Genomic DNA, 25,769 nt, shown 5'->3' on the forward strand with positions numbered 1-25,769 from the left:
ATGTTCGGATGGGATTTTCATCACAGTAAAGCTGATCGAATCAAACTCTTTCTGTTTATCCTTGCCGTTTTTCTCCTTGTGGGATTTACGTCTTCCTATGTTTTCCGTAGCATGAATGGTTCTGGAGAAGAAGTGAAAGAGGCAACACCCATTGAAGAAGGGACACCGAATGCTAATGTGGTAACGTCATCCGTTTCTTCTCCACAGGAAACAGAGGACGTAAATCAATACGATCAGACGGAGCATTTTTCAGAAGAAGAATTAGAAAAAACGAAGAAATTGGCCGTGGAGTTTGTAAAAGCCTTTCATTCTTACAGTGTAGATGAACCGATGAAGTATTTGGAAACGGCCAAACCGTTTATGAACAAATCCTTGTATGAAGATATGGAAGGTACACCAAGGCGTGAACCCCTTAATCGGTCGTACTTAACCGTAAAAGAAACCAATGTGACACAAGTGGTCAATCCCAGCAGTATTGTCGTGCGCTGGAACGTGATGGTCAAAGGGACCGCACAATCGGTTGACGGAAAGAGATCTGATACAGAAGACTGGTATTTAGTGGGAGTGCGTGAAGTCAATGGCGAATGGAAAGTAGAGGATGTGAGAGTCAATGTCCCAAACTAACGATTCGAATAACAGCTACGAGACGGATGGCAGTTCGGCAATCCAAACAGCAGGGAAAAAGGTCAGAAAAAAAGTTGCGAAAAAAGCTAGTGCAGCTGTAGTGGCCAAGCTTGGTTGGCCTGTGATCATTGGAACTTCAGGTGTTTTCATTGTTTTGGTTGGAATGGCAATTGCAGTGGTTATAATGATCGCCTCAGTTGGTGAAGAAGAGAAACCGCAAGGAGGATTTGGTTTTTGGGGAGGAGAGATGTCCGAAATCGGAAAAAATGAGATTCCGGAAGCCTTTATTCCCATTTACAAACAAGCAGAAAAAGAATACGGTGTACCTTGGAATCTCCTAGCTGCCCATCACCGGGTAGAGACCCGATTTTCGACCATTGAGCCGATGTTGTCTCCGGTAGGCGCCGCCGGGCATCTTCAGTTCATGCCCTGTACGTGGGTCGGATGGGGACATCCTTCATGCGGAGGGTTAGGGAAAGGGAACATTTCAGATGCCCAGTTGACTGATCCTTCAGTTATCAGCCAATATGGCGGATATGGGGTCGATGCCAATGGCGACGTAAAAGCCGATCCATTTGATCTAGAAGATGCCATTTATTCTGCCGCCAACTATCTGGCGGCAAATGGAGCAGCTGATGGAAACATCCGAGATGCGGTTTTCGCCTATAACCATGCGGATTGGTATGTCGAAGAAGTCATGGGATTTGCCGATGCGTATGTGGAAGGATATGTAGCTATTGGGGGAAGTAATGCCAATACCGGAGTGGAAGTAGTTGATGTCGGAACCAAATGGATCGGGAACTCCAGCTATGTGTTTGGTGGGGGACGGAACCAAGGTGACATTTCAAGGGGGCGTTTCGATTGCTCTAGCTTTGTTCATTGGGCTTTTACCCAAGTTGGAGTAGACTTGGGACCTTTGGGGTCTACAAGCACTGAAACCCTGAAACATCTAGGGAAACCAGTGAAACCGACCAATATGAAACCCGGTGATCTCGTCTTCTTTGATACCTATAAAATTGATGGACATGTTGGCATCTATATAGGGAACGGAAAGTTTATTGGAGCACAAACGAATACAGGCGTGGCCATTGCGGATATGTCAAAAGGGTATTGGGAAGATAAATTCAATGGACGAGTGAATCGATTATAGGTCAGGGCTATACCAGCATTGGTGTAATCAGAGGCAAAGTAGATAAACTGATACTTTGCCTCCTGCATTTTTCGTCATCTTTTTTGGTCTATCAGGATGGTTTCACCGTTTTCCTGCAACCAAAATTCAACTTGTTATGTAACAAGGCGTAAATTTATAAAGTGTTATTTGGTAGCCAGAAAATGAAGACCTTGAATATAACCAGGTCTCCTTTATATTAGAGTGGGTTTATCTAACAGATCTTACTTTATCTATTTCTAAAAATTCAATTAAAGTATTCGGGACTAAGTTTTCGTCAAAATTTTCTAGTTTGTTTATTGCTTCCCAGATCCCAGTGCTATCTTTATCATTTTTTTTATAATCAATTAAGACTTCTAACTTCGGTAAATTAAAATGAATCTGTTTGTTTTTAGCCTCTCTAATCAATCTCCAATTGGTTGTAATCATTGCTTTCTTCGTTCGATCGCTTAGTTCTTCACCTTTTGAGTTTAAGGCTTTGATTGTAGAAATCTCCTCTTTGTAAAACTTGCTATTTCTGTAGTCTTCTTCGGTTTCAAAATCTAGCTTACTAATAAAATCATCAGTAAAATCAAAATCGTTAATTAGATAAAATTCAAGACCTAAATGTCTACATAATTTAACAAGTACCAAGGCAGTTATTTTTCCATGATGAGGAATTATAGCGATATTATTAAAATTAAGATAAGTATCGGCGAACGTAGAATCTTTTGTTATAGCTAATACTTTTTTTCTAATAATTTCTTTATATACTAACATGTCATTTGGACCCTCAACCAACAAAACCTTCCTACTGAAGATTATCTTATTTAAGTTCGGTTCTATTATCTTAATGTAATTATTATAATCTTTCAATTTATCAACGACTTCATTACCTTCCTCCACGGATACCATTACATCTGATAGAAATTCATCATCAGCTTCATTGTATTTTACCTCTGTTTGCTTCTTGTTTTCATCAAATTCTAGTCTCACAAGGCCTCGTGTATCAAAAATATCAATCATTTTATCAGAGTGAGTAGTATAAATAACCTGATGACCATTTTCCGCCAACCCACACAATACAACTTTGTAGAAGTATTCTTGGTGATTTTCATGTAAAAAACTTTCCGGCTCTTCAAATAAAAAAAGACATTTATCTTCATCGTTAGTTTCTGCTATAGCTTGTATTACGGCCATTACAAACATCGATATGTAACCATCACCAAATTGTTCTATTGGAACCAAATTAGATGTATCACCATTTAATCCGATTTTGAACATCATCTCTAAGAAAATATCTTCATATTCAGGTAAACCGAATTCAATATTGCAATTATTCCCTCTAAGATTCTTTGAATAATTTATTTGTATCTTTTTAATGAAATCATTCAGTTGAGAGTCTTTTAGGATATTTTCTGTAGATTCCTTTACAGAATCTTTAAAAGTATTTTTCTTCTTAAACATTTCTTTATCTGAATCCACTATACTTTTTATATGTTTAGCAAGAAATGAAGTAAGGTTCCCCCAACTTGTTTTTTTGGTGGAAATCTCCTTCTTAATTTCATGAAAGTTAATATAGAAAATCTTATAGTATTTTGACGCTCCGTATGCATTCCAATTTTTATCTTGTTGTTTATAGTCTTTATAGGAGTTGACCTTCGCACTTTCTATTTCAGTACCGTCTAGGGTAATATCTAAAAAATGATACCCAGTTAAATCCGCAGTTTTCCCATCAGCTTTCATTTCTTCACTAGTCTCTAGATATGTAATGATTTTTGGAACATTATTAAAATTCCGGTTATGAAAATCATCCCTAGTGAAGGTATTTTTGGTAACATACTTCTCAGTTATTCCATATAGTATCGCGTTAAGTACATTGGTTTTTCCAGCATTATTATATCCTACAATGGCAATGGGTTTTTTGTAGTCCTCCTGTGGGAAAATTATATTTTTCTTTTCTCCAAATGATCGATAACTTTCAATTTGTATTCCTCTAATCCGAATACTACTCATATATGAAACCTCCAATTGCAGAATGTCAAAATATTATAATCGCTTTTGGAATAACATTATTTACATTTAATGTAATGTCACTATTGTAACATATAGGTATGTCCCCACTTCAAAAAGCTGGGTAATATCCTTTTCTTTTTTGATAGCTTGATAGATTGTCGAAGCGCACACACCGATAGCCTCTTTAACTTCTTTCACGGACATTCTTTGAAAGTGATACATCGCTAATGCTTGATTCAGCTTCTGCCTTCAGACCAGCCATTGTTCGTTCACGAATAATATCCCTTTCAAATTCAGCAAGTACTGAAAGCATTCCAATCATAGCTTTCCCTGCGGTTGTTCCTATGTCGATCTTGTATTATATTGACAACGATGGCAATTAAAGGGTACGTTTTAAGTGCAAATCGTTATGGCCACAAAAGGGGGATTTACTATGTTTTCCGGATTTAACTTACAAGGATTGAATGACGACTTTCTTTCGGGATATATTGGTGCAGGAGAATCTTTTTTCAATCAACAGAAGAAGTACATCCAAAAAGAGTTGGATAGTTTCATATTGGATGATGAGAGCATTGACGGGGCGGCATTGCAAAATGATTGGTTCCCAGAGATTGAAGCGGACATATTTCTTTCGCACTCACACGGAGATCAAGAGCTTGCCATGGCATTTGCTGCCATGTTGAAAGAGCATTTCGGATTGACTGCATTTATCGATTCCTGTGTGTGGGGATATGCAGACAATCTCCTGAGGAAAATTGACGATGTCTACTGCCGGAATGAAAAAGGGGACATGTACGATTACGGAAAAAGAAATTTTTCAACAAGTCATGTACACATGATGCTATCAAACGCATTGACAAAAATGATGGACAAAGCCGAGTGTCTCATTTTCATAAACACTCCGAACTCCATTACAACCAGTGATGTCGTAAAGAATAAAACAAAATCACCGTGGATCTATAATGAAATTCATACCTCCTATTTGTTACGCAAAAATACTCCGGAACGACATAAACATTTGGAGAAGTCGCTGTATCACGGTAAATTAAAGTTTGAAAAACTGGATATCGTCTATGACGTAAAGCTTGATCATTTAAATCCCCTCTCTACTCATGATTTGGCTGTCTGGAGGAAAAGACGTGGCGGTATGAGAGGTATATTCTCCGCGGAACACGCGTTAGATATCCTTTACGATATAAAGGGATTGATAGAATATAAGTTTGTAAACATACCAGAGGCCGAGGGGATCGAATAAATTGGAAGGAAAAATCAGACATCTTGAAATGATTCAGAACGTAATATCCCGTATGGCATCAAATTCTTTTCTTTTAAAAGGATGGACAGTGACGCTGGTGGTGGGATTGTTGGCCTTTGCTAACATTAAAGAAATGGATTCGCATTTTATGTTTTTAGCCTTGATCCCATCTGGGTTCTTTTGGTTTTTAGATGGATATTTCATTTACCAGGAAAATCTTTATGTAAAATTGTACGAACATGTGGCCTCTCTCAATAATGATCAGATAGATTTTTCATTGGATGCGACCCCATTCGAAGAGAAAATTGGAGGTTTAGAGACAGCAATTTTTTCGAATACTTTATTGTTATTTTACCTGCCAACCCTAACCGTTGTGATAATTGCCATATGTTTCTTCAAGTGAGCAAAATGAGATTTGATAGTATATACAAAACAACCCCTCGAATCAGTGGTGGGTTGTTTTTTTCTAATGACCAGAATTGATTGTTCCTATCCTAGCCATAAACTTTTTCCCTCCTATGGAATATCTTATCTCTTGTTAAATCAACAATGAACCTTTTGGATATATAGTTTTGGTATGAGTAAAGACATAGAGAATGGAAAAAAATCAGGTGATTTTGTTCTCGTTTAATGATTAATCAAAAACCATGGTTTTTGACATAGTCATTTCTTTCAACTCCTTAAAACTAATTAAGTCAAATATTGTATAGATATTAGAGACTATCCGATATAAACCTTATGTGTATGGTAAAATGGAAGAAAAATCTAATTACTCGAGGGGAAATTAATGACACAGAAAGTTATTGATAAAACATCGGACACACTTAAGGAATGTTCTACTGTAGCTAAAGAAGTATATAGAGAAAATTTGAATTTCAAACATGAGCTTGAACATATATTAGTGGACCTTAAAGAAAAACTGAACGATACATCCAATTCCTTGAACTCTGATGCTGATTCAAAGAATTTCGATTTTTCCTATATGCTCGAAACCTTAGTTGATAATATTGGAAATCAGACAAGTTCTGGATTATTTGAATTAACAGATGCTTTAAATCAGAAAAAAAAGCACCTTAATTCATTTACGCTTTCTTTATTTGGGAGAACCAAAGCAGGGAAGAGTACTATTCGTGAAGCGTTAACTGGAGGAACAGGTGAAACAATAGGAAAAGGCGCCCAGAGGACAACGAGGGATATTCTCCAATACGACTGGAATGGATTAAGGCTTCTCGATGTACCTGGTTTTGAGGCATTCAAAGGAGATGAAGATACTGAAAAGGCACATCAGGTCCTTGATCAGTCGGATATGATCTTATTTCTTACCTCAGACGACGCTGTTCAACCGGGAGAATTCGATGAAATGAGCAAGCTTCAAGAGCTGAACAAGACCTTCATTGTGGTCATGAATGTGAAACATAATCTATTAAACCCAGAGACAAGAAATCCTGATGAAAGAGAAATTCGCCGTTTTCTGAAGAAACCTGAAAAGATTTTCAACACCGAACGTCTGGGTGAACATCGTAATCATATTCGGAGTTATGTTAAAAAACACTTAAATATCAATCATGTTGACGTAATCTGGATTCATGCTCAATCAGCATTCTTGAGTACTTTGGAAGAGATGAACGAAGTTTCAGAAAATCTCTGGGAAGCAAGCATGTTAGATGAGGTATATGACAGAATTCATAAGGAAGTCAACCGGAGTGGAAAACACAGACGGGCTCTTACCTTTTACGATAGTACCATTCATTTTGTCGATACGATTAAAAAGATGCTATGGGAAGAGCAGAAAATCATTCGCTCCCAGGCCTTTTTAATGAGGGAAAAGAAAGAGGAACTAAGTAAGTTTTTTAATAAGTTTATCCCGGAAAGCAATAAGAGAATCGAACACAACGCACATAAACTGTATGCTCCTCTTCATCAATGGATTCCTTATTTTGTTGAAGAATATATAAGCAAAAAAGAAGCCCAATCTGTGCTTGAAAATGAACTTAAGGAAAAAAGCAAGCACATTGAATCTAGTATGAATAATCACATGAAGGAAATTTACAGTGATCTTCAAAAACATTTAACGGAATTTACAAGACAGTATGAATACGATATGAAATCCATTCAGTTTGATCAAAGAAGTATGGGAGATTTCCGAAAAGGACAAATGGGTAAAATTGTTAAGTGGGGTGGCATTACCGTAGGAGCCATTTCAACTGCCGTTTTCATTGGAACAGCAAATATTTGGAATCCTGTCGGCTGGGCCCTCCTGGGGGTCAGTGCAGTAGCCGGAATCTTCAGTGGTATATTAAAAAATCATGAATCAAAGAAACTAACAAAGGCCAAAAGCGAAGCAAGGAAAAGTCTGCTTGAGCACATAAAAAAAATGGAAAAGAAGACTATCGACGTCTATCAAGCGCATTTTAATGAAAATATTTCAAAAACGGAAAAAAGTGAAATCATTACCAAGGTACAAAGTTACGTTGGGGCTTTGTTTTTGGTGTCTGATCATTTGAAAGAGACAGCAGTAGAATTGGACAGATTAATAGAGAAGATGAACCGGCATTTATTTACCCACTTGTTACAGTTTGAAGGTGTTATGTGTGAGCCAGCTCAGCTTAAAAGCATTGCCAGAGAGCAGGGGATAGCCACTAAAATCCTTGTCCCTTCAGAATGGTATTTAGATGGGTTCACCAAGACTCAACTTGATAAGATTTGTGGAGAGCATATCACACTATTAAGTAATGAATCCGACACTCGAGGACTGGTGGCCAAAGCCCTCTATCCAGCAAAAATCAATGCGAATCAGGTCAAGATTATTTATAACAATGATCAAACGACTGCTCAAGTAACCATTCCTAGTTCAGAAAAAGGTTTAGCTATTGGAAAGCATGGAATGAATATACGCCTTGCCCAAAAGCTTTGTAATATGAAAATAGAAGTTATTTAAAGGAGTTTTCATAATGGAAGAATTGGATTTTTCAAAACATACCCGAGAAATAAATTTCCTTTTGGAAGAAGTGATTAGCATCCTCTCTGAGTGGAAGGAAGATGAAATACAAGAAATAGCTTCTGAATTTAAGATTTTTCTAGAAGAGGAAAGACAACAGAAGAAACTTAGAATTGCATTTATTGGTCAATACAACGCGGGTAAATCATCTACGATTGCTTCATTGACAAGGGCTAAATTCGTACATAAAAAATATGAGACGATAGAGAACGAACAGAAGCTTGTACAGGTTTATCAAGTTGGGAATAAAAGACTTAATGTCGGTGCCCAAATCATGACAGATGCTGCAGAAAAGTATGAGTGGGAGAACGTAGAAATCATTGATACCCCGGGTATATATGCTGGCCGCACAGATCACGATGAAAAAACGTTGGACCAAATTTCAAAATCCGATTTATTGGTGTTTGTAGTATCCAATGAACTATTTAATCCTGAAGGAGGGGCGCTTTTCAGGAAATTGCTTTTTGATATGCAACGCAGCGGACAAATGATGTTGGTAATCAACAAGATGAGCCGTGAAGTTGGAACACCTGAAATTCTAGAAAAAACGATCCTGGAAGTAATTGACCCGTATCATCCAAGTGATTTCTATACCTCATTTGTTGACGCCAACTATTATCTTGAGGCGCAACTAGAAGAGGAAGACGTGGAAGAAAAGGAATATCTCGAGGAAAAATCAAATTTCAACAGCTTTATAGCATCTTTGGAAAGACTGATTGCGGCGAATCAGTTGACGGCAAGACTAGTGACTCCACTGCACAGGGGAGCTGAGGTACTTGAAAAATCCCTAAATCATTTGGGTACGGACAATAAAGGGGAGAGGGATCTTCTCGAACTTTTAAGAAGAAAAGCAAGTCTGATTCGTTCTGCGAAGATTCGTCTCCATAATAATATCCAAGGAGAACTAAATGTATTGGAGCATCAAGTTATCATGGCAGGAGAACAGGTAGCTGGAAAGGTAGACGGTCAGCATGGCGCAGACGAAATTAATCATGCTTTAAAGGAAACAGAACAGAAGATTCAAACAGACTCCATGAAAACCCTGGAAAAAGTTCAGGCTTCAATAGAAAAGGAGTTGGAACTTCTGCAGGAAGAACTAGCAAATCTCCAAGACTCCTCTTTAGGAAAAGCAACCCTTGAATTGTTTTTTGCAAAAGGAGCCAAGGGACCTTCGATTTCAGAAAGGGACATATCAGAAAGAAAGAAAACCCATTCTATTGTAGGAAAGACGCCGGATGCCCTTCAACAATTGGGGAAATTCGCGGGTGAGGTGTCTAAAGATACCATTGTTGAGGTAGTAAAGAAATTCGGAGTGAAGTTTAAACCATGGGGGGCAACGAAGCTAACCAAATTTGTCAATAAGCTTGGTCCAATCATCTCAATTGTTGGGGTTGTCCTAGACGTGTTTTTTGCAGCCAAAGAGGAATATGATGAGACCAAGCATGAGCAGCAGCTAAGGGAAGCACGCGCGGATCTACGATTTGAATTTCGTAAGGTCGCAAAGGAAATCCGAGTAGAATTTGAAGAAAATATCGAAGAAGCAATCATGCCGTTTTTTCATAATGAGCTAATAATAATTGAACAACAACAGGAACAAATTCGTCATTCAGAAGCATCCAAAGAACAGTCCTTCACACAAATGGAAATCTTACTGAAAAGGATACGAGAGATGATCCCAAAAATAGGATAATCGTTATATAAGTAAAGGGTGAATCAAAAAATGAATCTAATAAAGATTCATTTTTTGATTCACCAACTAATAAGTCACGCTAATAATGACTTTATAGAGTGAACGCATATCAAACTGATACATTAAATAATTCCGAGTATTTTATTGAGTGTTTTCTTCTCTCCGTTTTATCCCTACCTATAATATAGTCAACATGTTGTACCTAATTGAGTTTTATGGAGCTTTCTTCACCGAAAGGCTTTTTAATCATTTACCCACTCTTCTTTTGTAAATCCATTTAGTCTTGTTGTATCGTACACGTCCATCCTCCACTCTGTAAGAGGATTTGCGGTATTAATTTTCTCTGGATCAAAATATCTTAAGGCTATTTGATAATAGTATCCACTATGCATAAAGCCTTTACCAACTGTTACTCCTTTAAGGTACTGAGACAATCCTTTTACTAACTCAAATTGAGTTTCCTTATCAATAGTTTTAAAATCTTTGTTAACATCGATGAATACAGTGTATGGGTATATTAACTCGCTTTCTCCAGAATGATCGAGTGGAGAAGGCCAGGTATCATCATGGCGTTCTACAGAAATCTGATAATCATACTTGTAATTATCGTTTTTATCCTCTTCAATATAAACTTGAAAATTAGGATCATTCATTATTTTTTCTACATATTTATCATGTATTGATATATTAAAGACATGCAATACACCTCCAATCACAGTACATATGACTGCCACAATTCCTAGAAAGATATAGAATAATTTCTTCAATCTTTACCCCTCACTTTAAGTTGATAAAAAGAATAGTAACAAATAATTTCCCCTTTACTTGCAGGGGAAATTGAAGTGTATTTCAATGTTCCTCTCAAGTATTTATTTTTTGGGAGCTGAAGTCATACAGAGTCTTAGTGATTTCTTGCTGTTAAGTTAATTTCCAATTCTAAGTATACTGTACTTTTCTCGTTAGCAACGACAATTTAAAACTGTACTTATGCTATCTGTCATCATTTATATACATTTGAAAACATTTAACATTATGTAATTCGTTCAAATTACAACAAAATCATTGACCGCATCACACGCAAAGTGATAAGATGTACCCGTACTCAAAAAAGTAATTCCAAAGAAATACATAAAAGAGGGCGGGATATGAAACTTCAAGATGTGGTAACCGTTAGAATCGGCAGAAACCTTTCCAGAGGAAACGAGAAAGGTGATTTCACGTTAGTGGCTTATTCATACGAGGATCTAATCAGGGATCTAGATGGATTATTTCTAGACTCAAAAGCTACTAATGGTAGTGTGAATTCTAATGATGAAAATGGCTATTTAAGCCTTGCTGGAGATATTGTTTTCAGCTTTGTAAGTTCTAAAGCCGGGATAGTGAGTGACGTAAATCAAGGTAAAATCATCAACCAAAACTTTGCGAAGCTCATGATTGAACATGATGGTTTGGACAGCAGCTACTTATGTTATGCATTGAACGAATCACATTCAATGAAAAAACAAATGGCCATCTCGATGCAAGGAAGCACGGTGCCGAAACTGACACCATCCATATTAAAAGAGTTGGAAATCAAGCTACCAACGCTTAAGAAACAGCGAACCATTGGAAAAGCGTACTTTTATTTAAGAAAGCAGCAGGCGTTGGCTAAGCAACAGGCGAAACTGGAAGAACAGCTGTATTTAGAAATGTTGAGAAAACTAGATCACTAGACTAATAAAAAGAAGTGGGGATACAACATGGCAACGTTAAACCAAAAATTATTCAGTGCCGCAGACAACTTGCGAAGCAAGATGGATGCCTCCGAATACAAAAACTATTTATTGGGATTGATATTTTACAAGTATCTATCCGATAAACTACTGGAAAAAGTGGTCGTCATAGCCGATGAATCGCTGGAAGAATACGACACCCAGGAAAAACAAACGCAATTATACAGGGGCCTGTATGAAGACGAAGAAATCAAAGGTGATTTGACCGAAACGTTAGTCGATACACTCGGCTATGATATTGCGCCAGGACACTTATTTAATGTATTAGCCGATCAGGCGAAACAAAACACGTTTCAATTAACGGACTTACATAAAGCCTTTATGGATCTGGCAACCAAATATGATCAATTTAATGGGCTATTCGATGATGTCGATCTAAAATCCAAAAAATTAGGTTCGGATGATCAGCAGCGAAACATCACCATTACAGAAGTTCTAAAAAAGCTCAATCATGTGGACTTGATGGGACATGGCGGCGATGTCATCGGGGATGCGTATGAATTCCTGATCAGTCAATTTGCCTCAGAAGCTGGAAAGAAGGCAGGAGAATTCTACACGCCTCATGAAGTATCGGATATGATGGCACGTATTGCGGCAATGGGCCAGGAAGACAAAAAGTTGTTCAGCGTATTTGACCCCACCATGGGATCGGGTTCGTTGATGCTAAATATCCGGAATTATATCAACTACCCGGACAGCGTGAAGTATCACGGTCAGGAATTGAACACCACCACCTTCAACCTGGCAAAGATGAACTTGATTTTGCATGGGGTGAATAAAGAAGATATGCGTGTACGAAATGGGGATACACTGAACAAGGACTGGCCGACAGATGAGCCCTATACCTTTGATTCGGTGTTGATGAATCCACCGTATTCCGCCAAATGGTCGGCAGATAATACGTTTTTAGATGATTCTCGCTTCAATCGTTACGGAAAGTTAGCACCGAAATCAAAAGCAGACTTTGCTTTCCTTTTACACGGGTTCTATCACTTGAAGGATTCCGGAACGATGGCCATTGTCCTGCCACACGGGGTATTGTTCCGTGGAGCTGCGGAAGGGATCATTCGGAAGAAGCTGTTGGAAGACGGCAGTATCGATGCGGTGATTGGCATGCCAGGAAACTTATTTTTTGGAACGTCCATTCCAACAACAGTCATTATACTAAAGAAAAATCGTGAAACGCGCGATGTCCTCTTTATTGATGCCAGTAAAGAGTTTATCAAAGGGAAAAATCAAAACAAACTCTCAAAAGAAAATCTGGATAAGATTGTGGAAACGTATCAAAATCGAGAGGATGTGGAGAAATATGCCCACGTGGCAAGCTTTGATGAAATCAAAGAGAATGAGTTCAACTTAAATATCCCTCGATACGTCGATACGTTTGAGGAAGAAGAACCGGTGGATATGGCTGCGATTGGAGCAAGTATTAAAGAGATTCGAAAAGAAAAAGCAGAACTGGAATCCAGCCTGTATGACATGATTTCTTCACTTCAATATGATGAAGAAAATGCAGAATGGATTAAGGGTGCTTTAGAGGTGTTTAATCGTGAGAAGTAATCAACAACCAGAAATTAGATTTCCTGGATTCTTTGGGAATTGGAATCAGTGTGAGTTGGGAGATATAGCTAATTTTTCAAAAGGTAATGGATATTCAAAAAGTGATTTGACTGATGAAGGTAATTCTATTATTCTGTACGGTCGTTTATATACTAAGTACGAGACGGTAATTAAAGCTGTAGACACTTTCACAAAAATAAAAGAAAAATCTGTAATAAGTAAAGGTAATGAAGTAATTGTGCCATCTTCCGGAGAAACATCTGAAGACATCTCTAGAGCGTCCTTTGTAAGTGTACCAGGAGTAATATTGGGTGGAGATTTAAATATTATACGACCAGGTAATGAAATCGACCCAATATTCTTAGCTTTGACTATTTCTAATGGTGAGCAGCAAAAAGAATTAAGTAAGCGGGCACAAGGGAAATCTGTAGTTCACTTACATAATTCAGATTTAAAAAAGGTTAATCTCGTTTTTCCAAAAAGAGAAGAGCAAACAATAATCGGTAATTTTTTTGAAAAGTTAGATGCAACGATTGCTCTTTATATGAAAGAACTAGCTACACTCAAACAAACCAAACAAGAATTTTTAAAAAAGATGTTTCCAAAAAAAGAGAAGTTAGTGCCCGAGGTACGGTTTAAAGGATTTACCGGAGAATGGAAACAACGGAAATTAAGCGATATAACAAAACTAATAACAAAGGGAACTACACCGAAGGATAAGAGTAACATAGGAGATATTAACTTTATAAAGGTAGAAAACATTGATTCAGGTTCAGGTGCTGTATCGATTACTTCAAAAATTTCAAAAGAAGAACATGATGGATATTTAAAGAGGTCTAAGTTAGAAACTGGAGATATCTTATTCTCGATTGCTGGGACGTTAGGAAGAGTAACTATTGTTGATGATGATATGCTTCCAGCAAATACAAACCAAGCATTGGCAATTATTCGGTTAAAAGAAGGAAATGTTGATTTTATAGCTACTTATTTAAAAGGGAAATTTGTAGAAGATTATATTAGAAAAAACCCAACGGTAGGAGCACAACCTAACTTATCTCTTCAGCAAGTAGGAGACCTGACAATTATCTCACCAAACAAACAAGAGCAGGAGAAAATAGGTGCTCTCTTCAAACAATTAGACAATACAATCGCTCTTTATCAACGTGAATTAGATGCCTTAAAAGAAACGAAAAAAACATTCCTGCAAAAGATGTTTGTTTAAGCGGATGGAAAAGAGGGAGTAATGTGACTAAAATCGCTCACAGTGATGAACTGGCAGTGGAACGTCGATTGATTGAAGTACTCGGAGAAGGGCATAATCAGTGGAATTATCGCCCGGACTTAAAGTCGGAAAAAGACCTTTGGAAGAACTTACGCAAGATCATTACGCGAAACAACTTATCTGAAATAGGGGAACACCCCATTTCGGATAAAGAGTTTGAGGCCATTAAAACCGAGTTGCTTTCGAAAACCCAGACACCCTTTGACGCTGCCAGATGGCTGAAGGGAGAGAACGGAATTGCACGCATTACGATTGAACGCGATGATGTATCTCTGGGCTCCATGTCATTGGTGCTGTATTCGAATCAGGACATCGGTGGCGGTATCTCTACATACGAAATTGTCCATCAGATCGCGAAACAAAAGGTAAATGAGGATGGTCGTAATCGCCGGTTTGATGTGACCCTATTAATCAATGGGCTTCCGATTGTTCAGATTGAATTGAAACAGGTAAGTGCCAAAGACGGTGTATTCCAGGCATACAATCAAATCAAGAAATACGCGGAGGAAGGGATGTTTCGAAACAACATCTTTTCAACGCTTCAGCTCTTCGTGATCTCAAATGAACAGACAACGCGCTATTTTGCCAATGCGATGCCAAAAGACATGCACAAGAAATTCGTGTTTAGCTGGCGCACGACGGATAACCGAAAAGTAGAAAATCTGTATGAATTCGTCAAACAGGTCTTAAATATCCCGGATGCGCATCGACTGATTGCCAATTATACAATCGTCAGTGAAGATCAGGACAATAAAGCATTAATGGTCTTGCATCCGTATCAAATTCACGCCATTGAAGCCCTATTCACATCAGCGATGAAACACGAGTCTGGATTCGTATGGCATGCGACGGGCTCAGGAAAAACGCTCACGAGCTTTGTGTCGACGAAGCTATTAGCTCGTAAACCGGGTGTGGATCGCACCATCATGATCATTGACCGGAAAGACTTGGACAATCAGACGACAACCGAGTTCACCAAATTCGCCTCCGAGTTTAATACGGGCATCTCGTCCGGTACGGCGAAGTCCAACAGCTTAATTGTGGGAACGGAAAGTTCAAAGAAGTTAAGTGAGACCCTCCTATCCGACAGCAATTCTAATACCGTCATTATCACGACGCGCCAAAAGCTTGAGGCTGCATTACGCTTTGCTCAAAAACAAGAGGAAAAGAACGGCTCTAAACGTTTTAAGAAATTGATCGGTCAGCATATTGTATTCGTGGTGGATGAATGCCACCGGGCGTTAAGTGCAGAAGGAATGGAAGCCATCAAAGAATTCTTTCCGAACTCAACATGGTTTGGATTCACGGGGACGCCGATCTTCAATGAAAATAAAAAGCAGGCTAAGGGTCAATTGGCCCGGACTACTCGTGACCAATATGGAGAAATCCTTCATACCTATACCATTAAAAATGCATTAGAAGATGGTTCGGTATTAGGATTCCAGGTCGAACACGAAGATACGATAGAATCGATTTCCTTGTATGGTCATATCTTGGACCAGCTGCGCCTGAATGAAAAATACGCAGAAAATACGGACGATGAGCTTAACGAAATGATTGATGGGATGGATGGAATAGAAAAAGAAACGTATATTCCAAACACGTTGTTTGAAAACGATGACCATATCAAGGGGGTGATCCGAAAGATCCTTCGTCCGGATAACGCCTACACGAAATTTGATTTTGAAAATGGCCGACCTCAAAAATCCGCCATTTTAACCACAAGTTCTATTGATATGGCCAAGCGATATTATCATGGTATTAAAGAAATAACAAAAGATCCTGATTGGATAAAAAATGAATTTGCGGGTCACCCCATACGAAAAGGACGCACGATAGAAGACCCTGACTTCCCTCGAATTGCGATCACCTATTCGTTACAGGAAAATGAGGAAACCTCAAAAGTGACGCAAGATGAAATGAAACAAATCATCAAAGAGTACAATGGTTACTATGATACAGCCTGGTCGATTGAAGATATCGAACGATACAATGGGGATATCAATAACCGCCTGGCCCGTAAAAAAGCAGAGTTCAAGGAGTTTGGGAAGCATATCGACCTTGTGATCGTGGTGGATCGTTTATTGACGGGGTTTGATGCCCCGACCATCCAGACGTTGTTTGTCGATCGGAACTTAAGCTATGCCAACTTGATTCAAGCGTTCTCCCGTACGAATCGAACCTATCCCGGTAAATCAAAGGGATTGATCGTCACATTCCGAAAACCTTCCACCATGGAACGGAACGTGCAGGACGCGACAAAGTTATACTCGAATGAAAATGATGAATCGAAGCTGGTGTATCCGACATACGATGAATCCAAAAAACGCTTTAAAAAGGCACACAAATCATTGCAAACCCTAGTGCCAAACCCTACCGATATTGATGAGCATTCATCCCTTGAAAAACGAATCGAATTCGTCACAGCCTTTCAAGAGCTGAATAACGCGTTTGAAGCGTTAGTGACTTATGACGACTACAACGATGAGATGGAGAAATCCAAAGCCCTTCAAGAACAGGTGAAGACCCTGGAAGAGTATATTGGGGTGTACAACACGGTGAAAGGATCGCTGGTAGAAGAAGGTGGTGATGGAGCGAACCCTGATTTCTCGGGCATCGAGTTTTATGGAGAAAATGCGATTAAAATCTATGATATAGACTCCACCTATATCGACCGTCTACTGGAAACGTATTCCGCCAATAATCAGGGAATCCGTGACGAGATCGAAAAAGCCCTTCAAAAGCTGAATAAATCAGATATCGTGAAAAACGTGTACCATACCATTTTAAATGGCATTGATTCCAAAGAGATTGATATAAAAGAAGATATCTTTGCAGTGAAAAGACGCTTCTTCACCCAAACCTATCAAAAAGCGATTGAAGATTTCGCGAACACCTGGTTTGTAGAAGAAAATGAGCTGCACTCCTCTGCTGTTCAATATGAGACCGGCTCAGATCCAATCCCAAACATTGGCGGGATCATCAACAGCAAGCGATTTGATCAATATAAAGCCGTACACCCAGACGCAAAACCATTAAAATACGGACCAGAAATGAAGCGTCAATGGAGAAAAACCCTAGATGAAGTCATTGTTCCTTTAGGCGACGAATTGAGATAGTAATGAGAACTAAACTGGCCTAAAGGGAGAGCGTCAGGCGATTTTTAGCATTTTAGCATCTGAAAGTTTCATAATTTTCTAGCTGAATAATACGCAATACAAAGAAGGACAGCTGTATAAATTAGCTATCCTTCTTTGTATGTTCAAGTAAATGAATGTTATCAACTATCCCAGTCAAACATACAGCTTGTGCAGATATCATTAGCGACGACTCCTCCGCAGATGTCACACCGGTAGGACTGACTGAAACTTGGTACAGCGGCGAAATGGGCACCTGATAATGCAACAGAATCTAAGAATTCATCCTCAGTAATCGTTTGCCATGGTAGATCATCTAATTCAATCTCAGTAACAGTTTGCGGCTTTAGACTATGAGATTTACGCTCAGGAGCAGGAAGCCAAGGGTGATTGTCTAATTGAATCTCAGAAACAGTTGGCCCCGGAAAGGTGACTGCTTCACTCTCAGTATTAGGTAGCCATGGTAGATCGTCTAATTCAATCTCATTAACGACAGAGTGCCTGTCTCTATTCAGGGATGGTACATAATTCTTTGTTTTAACCGGTAGCCTATTGGTTGGTATCTTTTTTGTTTTCCTTCCTTTTAAATAAATATGATGGTTACAAGTTGAATCACTGCATACCCTAACATCCTCGTTCTCAGTTAGGTTGAGCATCTTCTTCTTTCCGCATTTCGGACAAATGTCACCCGGGGTGAATGGGGGAGCATGATGAAAAGGATCTTCCTCACTAAAACTTATTCTTGAGTACCTCGGGATATCACCGCACAGGATGCAGATATAATACCTGTCAAATTTGTTAGAGCTTTCTCTGCTGTCGATGATGTGGCTGCAATCTTTATTCGAACAATGGTTAAAGTAAACACCAGTGCCGTGCCCGTCCGGACATCTAGCGACGGTGCTGTTATAGCCAGCAGGATTAAACGCATATTTCTTATCTGGGATAAGCGTTTTTCCACAATGTTCACATTTCATTCGTTCCCTGATTTCATTTAAGCGATTCACCCACCCGGCAATTTTCAGCAGGTAAGTATCATTGCGATTAAGGCTATTAGAAGTAGGATTAACGCCAAGGGATTCAAAAAAATCCGTCAACGTCCATTTGTCCCAGCTAATGTCCGGCAACCCATTAACGTGTGCTCCTCTTAAGCTCTGGTTGATGTTTACGACGCAGGGGCCGTGCTGTCTTGGACAATAGGCTATCTCCTGCCCTTTATCATTTGTTTTCCAGCCACCATCTCCGCCTGGCCATCTTCTGGCTTCACAATATTGCACATTTGACAAGACTGAACAGCCTGGCAGTATCGGACCAAGATCCAAAGGTTCAGTAGATTTCCAAGCGGCCTCGGTGATATATTCCGTTATCCAATGATGGACTTGCTCTAACGGCGCAGATTCTCCGACCTTTCTTCCCAACAATAATAATACGGCTTTGACGAGTAAATCTTTTTCAGTCTGAAGATAATCCCTAATCTTTAAGTTCCGATCTTCTTTTGCCGCCCGAAATACGGCTCTGATCTTGGCATCACGGTTCATTAAGTCCCAATAATCATTAATTGATGACCAACCAGTTTCCACTTGGTCTATGCTATTTAAAAAAGGAAATATCCTTTTATACCCTTTTAGTCCTTCAGGCAGGGTTTCATGACTCCGAGCGTTTTTCGCTGTTTCGACCACTCTATCAAAAACTGAATCATAATCTTCTTTATCAATGGATGGATTGAGCCGTCTGAGTAGAATAGAATACTTCTTATGGTCCGGTACATATATCCAGATCTCTTGATCTGTTACTAATGAAAAGGGAAGACTGTCCCAAATGTCTTTTTTGTAATCATCCGAACGCCATTCAATTTCTCCCACTTCCTTTGAAGAAAGTTCATACCAATTATTTTGAAATGAATGAATATGACGATATTGATTTTTTAATTTGCTGCTGATCTTCTCTGATATCTGCTTTTTGGCAATGTCATCATCGGAGCGATCATAGATTACTGAACTGATTTTTAAGTATCGCTCAACCGGCAAAAAATCTATAAAGTTTTGATAAACAAAGAAAATCTGATCAGGGATTTTTTCTACTAAATTATCAAGATCAAAGCCATCTGCATGCACTGCCATAAATTTTTTGTAAATGAATTCTATTGTTTCCTTGTCTGGAGTTGTTAGCTGTTCAATCAACTGAGTGATAGCTGGAAGCCAAATTTGCAAATGTTCACTTTTTGCACAAACCTGTAAATCCTCTGGTTGAGTAAAATCTGGCTGTCTTACCTTTATTGCTTCGTTTTTACCTGATTTTCTATTTTGTCGTACTTCAAAAACCACCACTGTCCGTTCATTTAGCTTATCAGGGCTACAAAGCAAGTTTGTTTCATGGATAAAAAGATCTTCATTCGGCCTGCTTCTTTCTACAAAACCAAATTTATTTTCTTTTTCTTTTTGTGCATTATATCCGCCGTACCATTTAATAAGTCCTACTTCCAATGTATGTGTATCCATTTTTCATGATCTCCTTAAAATATAAGCTTCTATAGTTTACTGTCTCGTGTTTTACGATAGAGGACTGTATTCGATTCACATAATATTTAATTATATTTTTTCGTACCTAATCTATTTATCGGCGGTAACAACTGCTTTCTATACTGTTTTGATAAGTATTAAAGGATTATTGAGAAGCTCTATTTTGGGAAGGAGATAACTAGGGGAAAAGAGTGACTTTGCCTGCTGAAATAAAAGAGGGAATCTCTAAATTAACATATGTTAATAACAACAATGAAATATACATTATAATTATTGTTATTCATTTCATGTTGTTTCACTACGGTTGTTTCCACATGTGATAGGCTAATCAGATTTTTCTTGGTTGGAATTTTGGAAAAAGATGGGTATTTTTATTAAACACCCAACTTAATAAACGACTTTTTGTAAAAATAAAAATTATCGTATTACTTTTCAACTGAAACATTGAAAATGAAAGTTAATATGATAAAAGTTATTTCTTAGGTGCTTTTTGACTTGGTTTTATCCTTAACCTATAGCCAGACTTTATCAAACGATGAAGTTTGTCCGAAGCTTTCCCATTAATCACAGACACCACATACGAATGATCGACAGGCTCGCCGTTTTGTTGAATCATACCTGCTGCAGTTCCCTTTTTAATGATTTCTTTCATGCTATTGGTAGTCGCATATTCTTTAATGATCCACGAATCCAGTGAGTTCACTTCGTAAGATTCCACGAGGTCAATATATTCCTGCAGGCGAGTAATTTCTTCCTCTGCTTTTTTCACTGTTATTAATTTTACCACTTTTCTTCCACTCCCTCATTTTGAGATTCCATTTATAAAGTTAAATTCGACATTCTTATTAAACTTCCTATGTAATTTTTAATCATTTTCCATTTTGTTGAAATCGTCTGTTTCTCCTAGAGAAACGTCGCCTTGCTTCAGGCATCGAGCCTTCGCAAGACGATGGCCTTTGGCTCTGCCTTCATGCCATACGCCCTTCATCTGGCGATTTCTTATCCCCTTATCTGAAGGGCTTCTGAAAGAAACGGACGGTTTTATGGGGGCATCGAACCCCCATAAAATCGACTGCATATCGCTTACGCATCGATCCAGTTTGCTCTTTTTCTCCCCCTGCTTGTGCAGAGGGGAAAAAATCGCATTCGAGTAACGACTTCGGGCATCGAGCCCTTGTCGTCAGGCGTCTGCCCCTTTCGGGTCTTTTCAGACGCCAGGGGGTGAAGTGTTCTTCTCCTTCCTTCGTTCTCTTCAGTGTAACAACTTCGCTTATGACAGGGGGAAGGGCGGGAGCCAGGGGAAAGAAATCGGTCAAGCCAAGTAGGCTAAGGGACCATAAGAAAGGAAAGAGCCCTTTCTAACGGTCCCTAAGTCATTGGGCTCTCCTCGATTTCTAACGCCACATCCCGTCAAGCATGGGATGTGGCTACCCCTGGCTGGCAAGCGCGCTTCTTCGTGAGCGCGCCCTTCCCCCTGTTTGCGCGAATTGTTCAGGTCCTTTCAAACGAAAGGAGAGATGAACAATGGAAAAAGTATATGAAGTGGTAAGCATCAAACAAGTGATCAAGGAAGTGGAGGCTACAGACACATTTGTGGTGAGATCGCCACAGGATGCAGCTGATGTCGCGGCACATTTTATCGGCGACGAAGATCGTGAGGTACTGTTCGTGATGTGTCTCAATACGAAAAATCGTATCGTGGCGGTGCATCGCTGCCACGTGGGGGGACTGAATGCCAGCATCGTGATGCCAAGGGAGGTGTTCAAGTCTGCGATCTTAAACAACAGTGCTTCCATCATTGTCAGCCATCAGCATCCGAGCCAGGACGTGACTCCTTCAAGGGAAGACATCGACGTAACCAGGAGACTCGTTGAATGCGGGAGGATCTTAGGCATAGACGTTCTGGATCACGTCATTGTTAATGCGAGCGCTGAATTTTACAGCATGAAAGAAAAAGGACACTTATAAAGGAAAGGGGGGCTTCCTCCCTTTTTTTGAAGAGATTTCTAAGGCCCCTCTCTTTGTATATAGACTTACATTTATAGAAAATTTATAAAACATCATTAACCATAACATATATGTCATGGTTAATGATATTTACAATAATATTATTTTTGGTCTGAAATAAAAGGGGATTTTCTTCTTTTGGAAGTCATTCAAGTATACAATGTATACAAAGTGTGGCATGGTGTGTATACAAAGTATACAGGAGGGTAAATCATGAAAAACGCAACTCGTCGAATACTTGAGACATTCCCTATTCTTAAGGACAAAGTGCACGCTTTTGAAAACAGGCAGCAAGTCCATGAAGCGTTGACGGGATTAGATGATGTGCAAGCAACGTTTTTACAGTTGGTGTGGTTCTTTGAAGATCCGGAAAATGAGACGTTTAATATGGGCTTGCTGTATCGTCATCTTGATAATGAGTGGCTTGAATTTGCCCTGGAGTTGATGACGGAATACTTCCGGAGGGATACGTATTTGATCCAGAAACCAACGTATTCCTTGATTCGAGAGGGTGCGGATTATAAAAGCATGAGTCAGTTTGCCGACTACTTAAGCGAACAAGGGCTTCGGTATGATCGTCAGAAGTTAAATCTATATTTTGAACGAGGGAAGGTCCCACAGCCTGATCTAGTCGTAGGTGGGATCAAGTATTGGTCCAAGGAGACCGTACAGAACTACGAAGAACAAGAGAAGATTCGAGTGGGTCAGGCACAGTAGTAGTAACCACGTATAATGCTAAGGGGAATTTGGAACGGAACGGAGGATTTACAGTGACGCTCTCTGACATCAACAAACGATATAAAGAGATTATGTTTTCGGATGAGTCGCAGCAGGTGAAGACAACGAAATTATCCCGTCTCATGACGGAAATGGAAGGGCAGTTTTCGATTCCTATGCTAAGAGACGAAGAGTGGGAAAAAGAAAATCGCAAGGTTATTGCCCTCTATAGAAAAATTTCTAAAAGTCGTGTGTTAAGTGATTGATAGCAACAGGAAAGATCAAAATGATTACACTATAAAGGTAGAAGGTGATACATTGCTTTGTCATTATTGCGGAAAAAATTTCCCGAGTGGTTTTGAAGTGCGTTGGGGAAACAATCATTATTTGAATTACTACTGTATGAAGTGTTTGCCTGAAGTAGAATCAAACATGAATGGATCTTATCTTTATAAAGGTCATACTGTTAAAACGGTAGAACAATAATTAAGTGTTTGAAGAGGGTATTATATGCTTGTACTATCGAAGAAAATAGTGTTTAAAAATATAACAACATTAACAATGACATATGTATTATTGTTAATGTTGTCTCTTTGATTGATAAAATATTTAACCTGAATTTGAGGGTATTTTTGATGTGAGGTCAAACAAACTTTTATCGATACTCGCTTCCACCGCCCCAAAGTGTTCGTCCACCTGTGTGACCCGTATCCTGGTGAACATCTTCATTTACAAGTTGAAGAACTCCTGGTTCCTCGGAATGGTGCCAAACATATCCCTCTGGGGTTTCATTGTATGAGAGGGCTTCTACATCATTTGCATTCAGACCAAGTTTATCAACTAGACTTGGATCTTGTAGGATTGATTGATACAATGTATCATTCGCTATACGGAAATGAGTGTAATCATCTGCTAAATATGCGTCTTCAGCCAACACCACACTAAAATCAGATTCGAATACAGGAAAGGTACCTTCCACCACTTCACCGTTAGGAAGTTCAATTACCTTCGCTTCAAAAGGTACATGGGTATCAGCGTGTTCGAATCCGTTCAAGTGGTCATTCCTTGTTTCAATTCCATCTGCCTCAGCAATATCAACCCCATCTACAAGATCGACGATCCCTACTGCGAAAGTGGTCACTGCAGCCACTTTCCCTAGATTTTTAAAACCCTCCATCATTTGCTCTTTATTATGGCTTCTGAACCCACTGTAGGCCATTCCGGTACTCTTCACGGTATACTTAATACTAGAGCCTATCCCCTTTACTGTCCGTCCTGTAGAATCCTTTATGTCATGCCATCCTTGTTGCTTTGAGTGTTCGTCTTTTTTTACGAGTCCATAGCCAGCTCTAATGGCACCATCCGTGAACTGTCCACCACTTTCAAGAGTTCTTTTTGAAGCATTGATGATACTGAATCCTAAATCCCCTACATACTTACCTGCATTCTCGTGTTTAGATGAGACAGCTTTACTAATGAGAGTGACTCCCGTTTTAGCCGCCCCTCCTACCAGTACATTGGTTGTTTTAGCAAGACCTCTGAATATGACCATGTTTTACACTTTCCCCTCGTTTCAATTAATAAATTATCAAAGTGAAGAAATGGAGAGGGGGAGGAGTCCCCGTTCTCCCCTTCTCCAAAAAGATCATTGAGTGAATGAAGGTTAATTTCGTGTTGGTTTGTTATCGAATTCAACAAAGTCCTCAATATCCTGTTCATTAAAGCCAAATAATAAGTCGTCCTCCTTATCAGAACGGCTTTTACCGTTATCACGATTAACCGGCATGCTGTTCAATTTCTCAAATAATTCATTCCGTTCGCTTTCAACGAAGGCCAAGTCAGCTTCTCTACTGCTCAAAGCTTCCTTTGTCTTCTCGAGTTGTGAGGACAGTTCATTGCTACTCGAGCGCTCCTGCTCAAGAGTACGCTGCAATTCTTGGATTTGATTCTCTAGAAATCTTGTATTCTCTTCATGAGTATCTTGTATATGAAGAGATGTTTTATTGAACTCTTTTGTGAGTTCTTTGGTTACTTTTTGAGTGATGGAAGCTGAATCTTTTTCTAAGGTGTTGACTTTTCGCTTTAAAATAGAATTTTCTTGCTCGAATTCCTCTTTTTCTTTTCGGACTTCCCCTATCAGACCACCCAGGCGGCCCACTTCTTTTTGTTGAAGGTCAAGCTTCGCATTTTGTGAATCCACTGATTTTGCCAGTGCCCGGTTGTCTTTTGATAACGATTTTATTTTTGAATCTCGTGATTTCAGGGCTGTGGTCAGCTCGTCTACTTGTCGTTGTAGATCTAGGACCTGTTCTTTTTCAGCCTCATACATCCCTTTATATTCTTCTACCTCCTCTAAGCCTGAAACATGGCTAGAGACACTTAATATCATCTTGGCTGCCATCTTAAGGGTATCTTCTGGTGAACGGTTAACCAATGCCTTTTCCTCCAGTTCTTCTTCCAACGTGAATGCTTCCTCAAGTGCAGGCTCATTAATTTCATCCCAATTAATATCAAATTCTTCCATTTTGATCCCCGTTTCGCGATAGAAATGTATAACATGATACGGCTCATTCAGCAGGGGTTTGATTAATTCCTTCAATTCTCCATTTTTGTAGAATCTAAGGGTGTTGATAGCAGCAAATATGGGCATGTCCTCATCTTCCACTAGTTTACTAATTTCTTTCTGCCAGTCTTCCAATGTGAAGTCCACATAATCATCATCAAAGTAATAATTAATCGTTTTATTCAGGATGTTTTCCCACATATTAGCCAGAAAGTTATAGTAATCATAACTTTCTAATAAGTGGGGGGAAACCAATGCAATCAACTCTTTTTGAGTATATTGTTTCATCTTGAGGGATTGGGTAGTGATACCCGATTTTTTAAGCAACTTAGTCTCGTCAGATAAAGAGTATTCAAGTGCTCCATCACTTTCGCAACTGTGCATTAAAGCAGCATCTAAATAACGGTTCTCTACTCCTTCTACTTCAATGTAAGGAAATCGTTTTAGTTTACTTCCATTTCTTTTTCTTGTTTTACCAGCCATCT

At 39.1% G+C, this 25,769-nt stretch carries 20 protein-coding genes; 13 read left to right on the forward strand and 7 right to left on the reverse strand.

The window, feature by feature from the left end:
- Together BVI01S_RS12870 and BVI01S_RS12875 are read left to right on the forward strand one after the other, a co-directional pair.
- Positions 1-624, forward strand: a complete 624-nt coding sequence (locus BVI01S_RS12870; RefSeq protein ID WP_061810457.1) for a hypothetical protein — start codon at positions 1-3, stop codon at positions 622-624.
- Positions 611-1,774 carry a C40 family peptidase gene (locus BVI01S_RS12875; RefSeq protein ID WP_082804734.1) on the forward strand — a complete coding sequence of 388 codons (1,164 nt, stop codon included), beginning with the start codon at positions 611-613 and terminating at the stop codon, positions 1,772-1,774. The genes BVI01S_RS12870 and BVI01S_RS12875 overlap by 14 nt, the downstream gene beginning before the upstream one ends.
- A gap of 228 nt (positions 1,775-2,002) precedes the next feature.
- Here BVI01S_RS12875 and BVI01S_RS12880 read toward each other — a convergent pair whose 3' ends face one another.
- Entirely contained in the window at positions 2,003-3,787 is a 1,785-nt protein-coding gene (locus BVI01S_RS12880) for an ATP-dependent nuclease (RefSeq protein ID WP_061810458.1), read from the reverse strand.
- Between the two features lie 184 nt (positions 3,788-3,971).
- Positions 3,972-4,109 carry a recombinase family protein gene (locus tag BVI01S_RS23290; protein ID WP_369690888.1) on the reverse strand — a complete coding sequence of 46 codons (138 nt, stop codon included), beginning with the start codon at positions 4,107-4,109 and terminating at the stop codon, positions 3,972-3,974.
- 111 nt (positions 4,110-4,220) lie between these two features.
- Between BVI01S_RS23290 and BVI01S_RS12885 the strand changes: the two genes are divergently transcribed.
- From BVI01S_RS12885 to BVI01S_RS12900, 4 genes are all read left to right on the forward strand, one after another.
- Positions 4,221-5,042, forward strand: a complete 822-nt coding sequence (locus BVI01S_RS12885; protein WP_061810459.1) for a toll/interleukin-1 receptor domain-containing protein — start codon at positions 4,221-4,223, stop codon at positions 5,040-5,042.
- A 1-nt stretch (position 5,043) separates the two neighbouring features.
- Entirely contained in the window at positions 5,044-5,445 is a 402-nt protein-coding gene (locus BVI01S_RS12890; RefSeq protein WP_061810460.1) for a hypothetical protein, read from the forward strand.
- A 384-nt stretch (positions 5,446-5,829) separates the two neighbouring features.
- Positions 5,830-7,980: a GTPase gene (locus BVI01S_RS12895; RefSeq protein ID WP_061810462.1), complete on the forward strand. Its 2,151-nt coding sequence runs from the start codon at positions 5,830-5,832 to the stop codon at positions 7,978-7,980.
- Positions 7,981-7,993: 13 nt separating this feature from the next.
- Positions 7,994-9,730: a GTPase domain-containing protein gene (locus BVI01S_RS12900; protein ID WP_061810463.1), complete on the forward strand. Its 1,737-nt coding sequence runs from the start codon at positions 7,994-7,996 to the stop codon at positions 9,728-9,730.
- A gap of 242 nt (positions 9,731-9,972) precedes the next feature.
- Here the strand turns inward: BVI01S_RS12900 and BVI01S_RS12905 are convergent, their stop codons facing one another.
- Positions 9,973-10,497, reverse strand: a complete 525-nt coding sequence (locus BVI01S_RS12905; RefSeq protein ID WP_061810464.1) for a hypothetical protein — start codon at positions 10,495-10,497, stop codon at positions 9,973-9,975.
- A gap of 378 nt (positions 10,498-10,875) precedes the next feature.
- Between BVI01S_RS12905 and BVI01S_RS12910 the strand changes: the two genes are divergently transcribed.
- From BVI01S_RS12910 to BVI01S_RS12925, 4 genes are read left to right on the forward strand one after another with little or no spacing between them, the layout of a single operon-like run.
- The gene (locus tag BVI01S_RS12910; protein ID WP_061810465.1) at positions 10,876-11,442 is read left to right on the forward strand and encodes a restriction endonuclease subunit S; all 567 of its coding nucleotides are present in this window, start codon (positions 10,876-10,878) and stop codon (positions 11,440-11,442) included.
- Positions 11,443-11,469: 27 nt separating this feature from the next.
- Positions 11,470-13,062: a type I restriction-modification system subunit M gene (locus BVI01S_RS12915; RefSeq protein ID WP_061810466.1), complete on the forward strand. Its 1,593-nt coding sequence runs from the start codon at positions 11,470-11,472 to the stop codon at positions 13,060-13,062.
- A complete protein-coding gene (locus BVI01S_RS12920; protein WP_082804735.1) occupies positions 13,052-14,284 on the forward strand; it encodes a restriction endonuclease subunit S in 1,233 nt (410 codons plus the stop codon). The genes BVI01S_RS12915 and BVI01S_RS12920 overlap by 11 nt, the downstream gene beginning before the upstream one ends.
- 23 nt (positions 14,285-14,307) lie before the next feature.
- On the forward strand, positions 14,308-17,463 hold the full coding sequence (locus BVI01S_RS12925) for a type I restriction endonuclease subunit R (protein ID WP_061810467.1): 3,156 nt from the start codon (positions 14,308-14,310) through the stop codon (positions 17,461-17,463).
- A 161-nt stretch (positions 17,464-17,624) separates the two neighbouring features.
- Here the strand turns inward: BVI01S_RS12925 and BVI01S_RS12930 are convergent, their stop codons facing one another.
- Both BVI01S_RS12930 and BVI01S_RS12935 read right to left on the reverse strand, forming a co-directional pair.
- On the reverse strand, positions 17,625-19,976 hold the full coding sequence (locus BVI01S_RS12930; protein WP_061810469.1) for a cold shock domain-containing protein: 2,352 nt from the start codon (positions 19,974-19,976) through the stop codon (positions 17,625-17,627).
- A gap of 493 nt (positions 19,977-20,469) precedes the next feature.
- Complete coding sequence (locus tag BVI01S_RS12935; RefSeq protein ID WP_061810470.1) at positions 20,470-20,784, reverse strand: hypothetical protein; 315 nt, start codon at positions 20,782-20,784, stop codon at positions 20,470-20,472.
- Between the two features lie 737 nt (positions 20,785-21,521).
- On the opposite strand from BVI01S_RS12935, the gene BVI01S_RS12945 reads away from it, so the two are divergent.
- The 3 genes from BVI01S_RS12945 (at position 21,522) to BVI01S_RS12955 (ending at position 22,987) form a co-directional block, all read left to right on the forward strand.
- Positions 21,522-21,965: a JAB domain-containing protein gene (locus BVI01S_RS12945; protein WP_082804736.1), complete on the forward strand. Its 444-nt coding sequence runs from the start codon at positions 21,522-21,524 to the stop codon at positions 21,963-21,965.
- 252 nt (positions 21,966-22,217) lie between these two features.
- Positions 22,218-22,721: a hypothetical protein gene (locus tag BVI01S_RS12950; RefSeq protein ID WP_061810472.1), complete on the forward strand. Its 504-nt coding sequence runs from the start codon at positions 22,218-22,220 to the stop codon at positions 22,719-22,721.
- A gap of 29 nt (positions 22,722-22,750) precedes the next feature.
- Complete coding sequence (locus tag BVI01S_RS12955; protein ID WP_244886938.1) at positions 22,751-22,987, forward strand: hypothetical protein; 237 nt, start codon at positions 22,751-22,753, stop codon at positions 22,985-22,987.
- A gap of 389 nt (positions 22,988-23,376) precedes the next feature.
- Here the strand turns inward: BVI01S_RS12955 and BVI01S_RS12960 are convergent, their stop codons facing one another.
- Together BVI01S_RS12960 and BVI01S_RS12965 are read right to left on the reverse strand one after the other, a co-directional pair.
- On the reverse strand, positions 23,377-24,273 hold the full coding sequence (locus BVI01S_RS12960; RefSeq protein ID WP_061810474.1) for an HNH endonuclease: 897 nt from the start codon (positions 24,271-24,273) through the stop codon (positions 23,377-23,379).
- A 111-nt stretch (positions 24,274-24,384) separates the two neighbouring features.
- Positions 24,385-25,767, reverse strand: coding sequence for a coiled-coil domain-containing protein (locus tag BVI01S_RS12965; protein WP_061810475.1), 1,383 nt, complete (start codon positions 25,765-25,767; stop codon positions 24,385-24,387).
- Positions 25,768-25,769 lie beyond the last annotated feature (2 nt).

Origin of the sequence: Rossellomorea vietnamensis NBRC 101237 (assembly GCF_001591825.1) — a bacterium.
Taxonomy (GTDB): Bacteria; Bacillota; Bacilli; order Bacillales; family Bacillaceae_B; genus Rossellomorea; species Rossellomorea vietnamensis.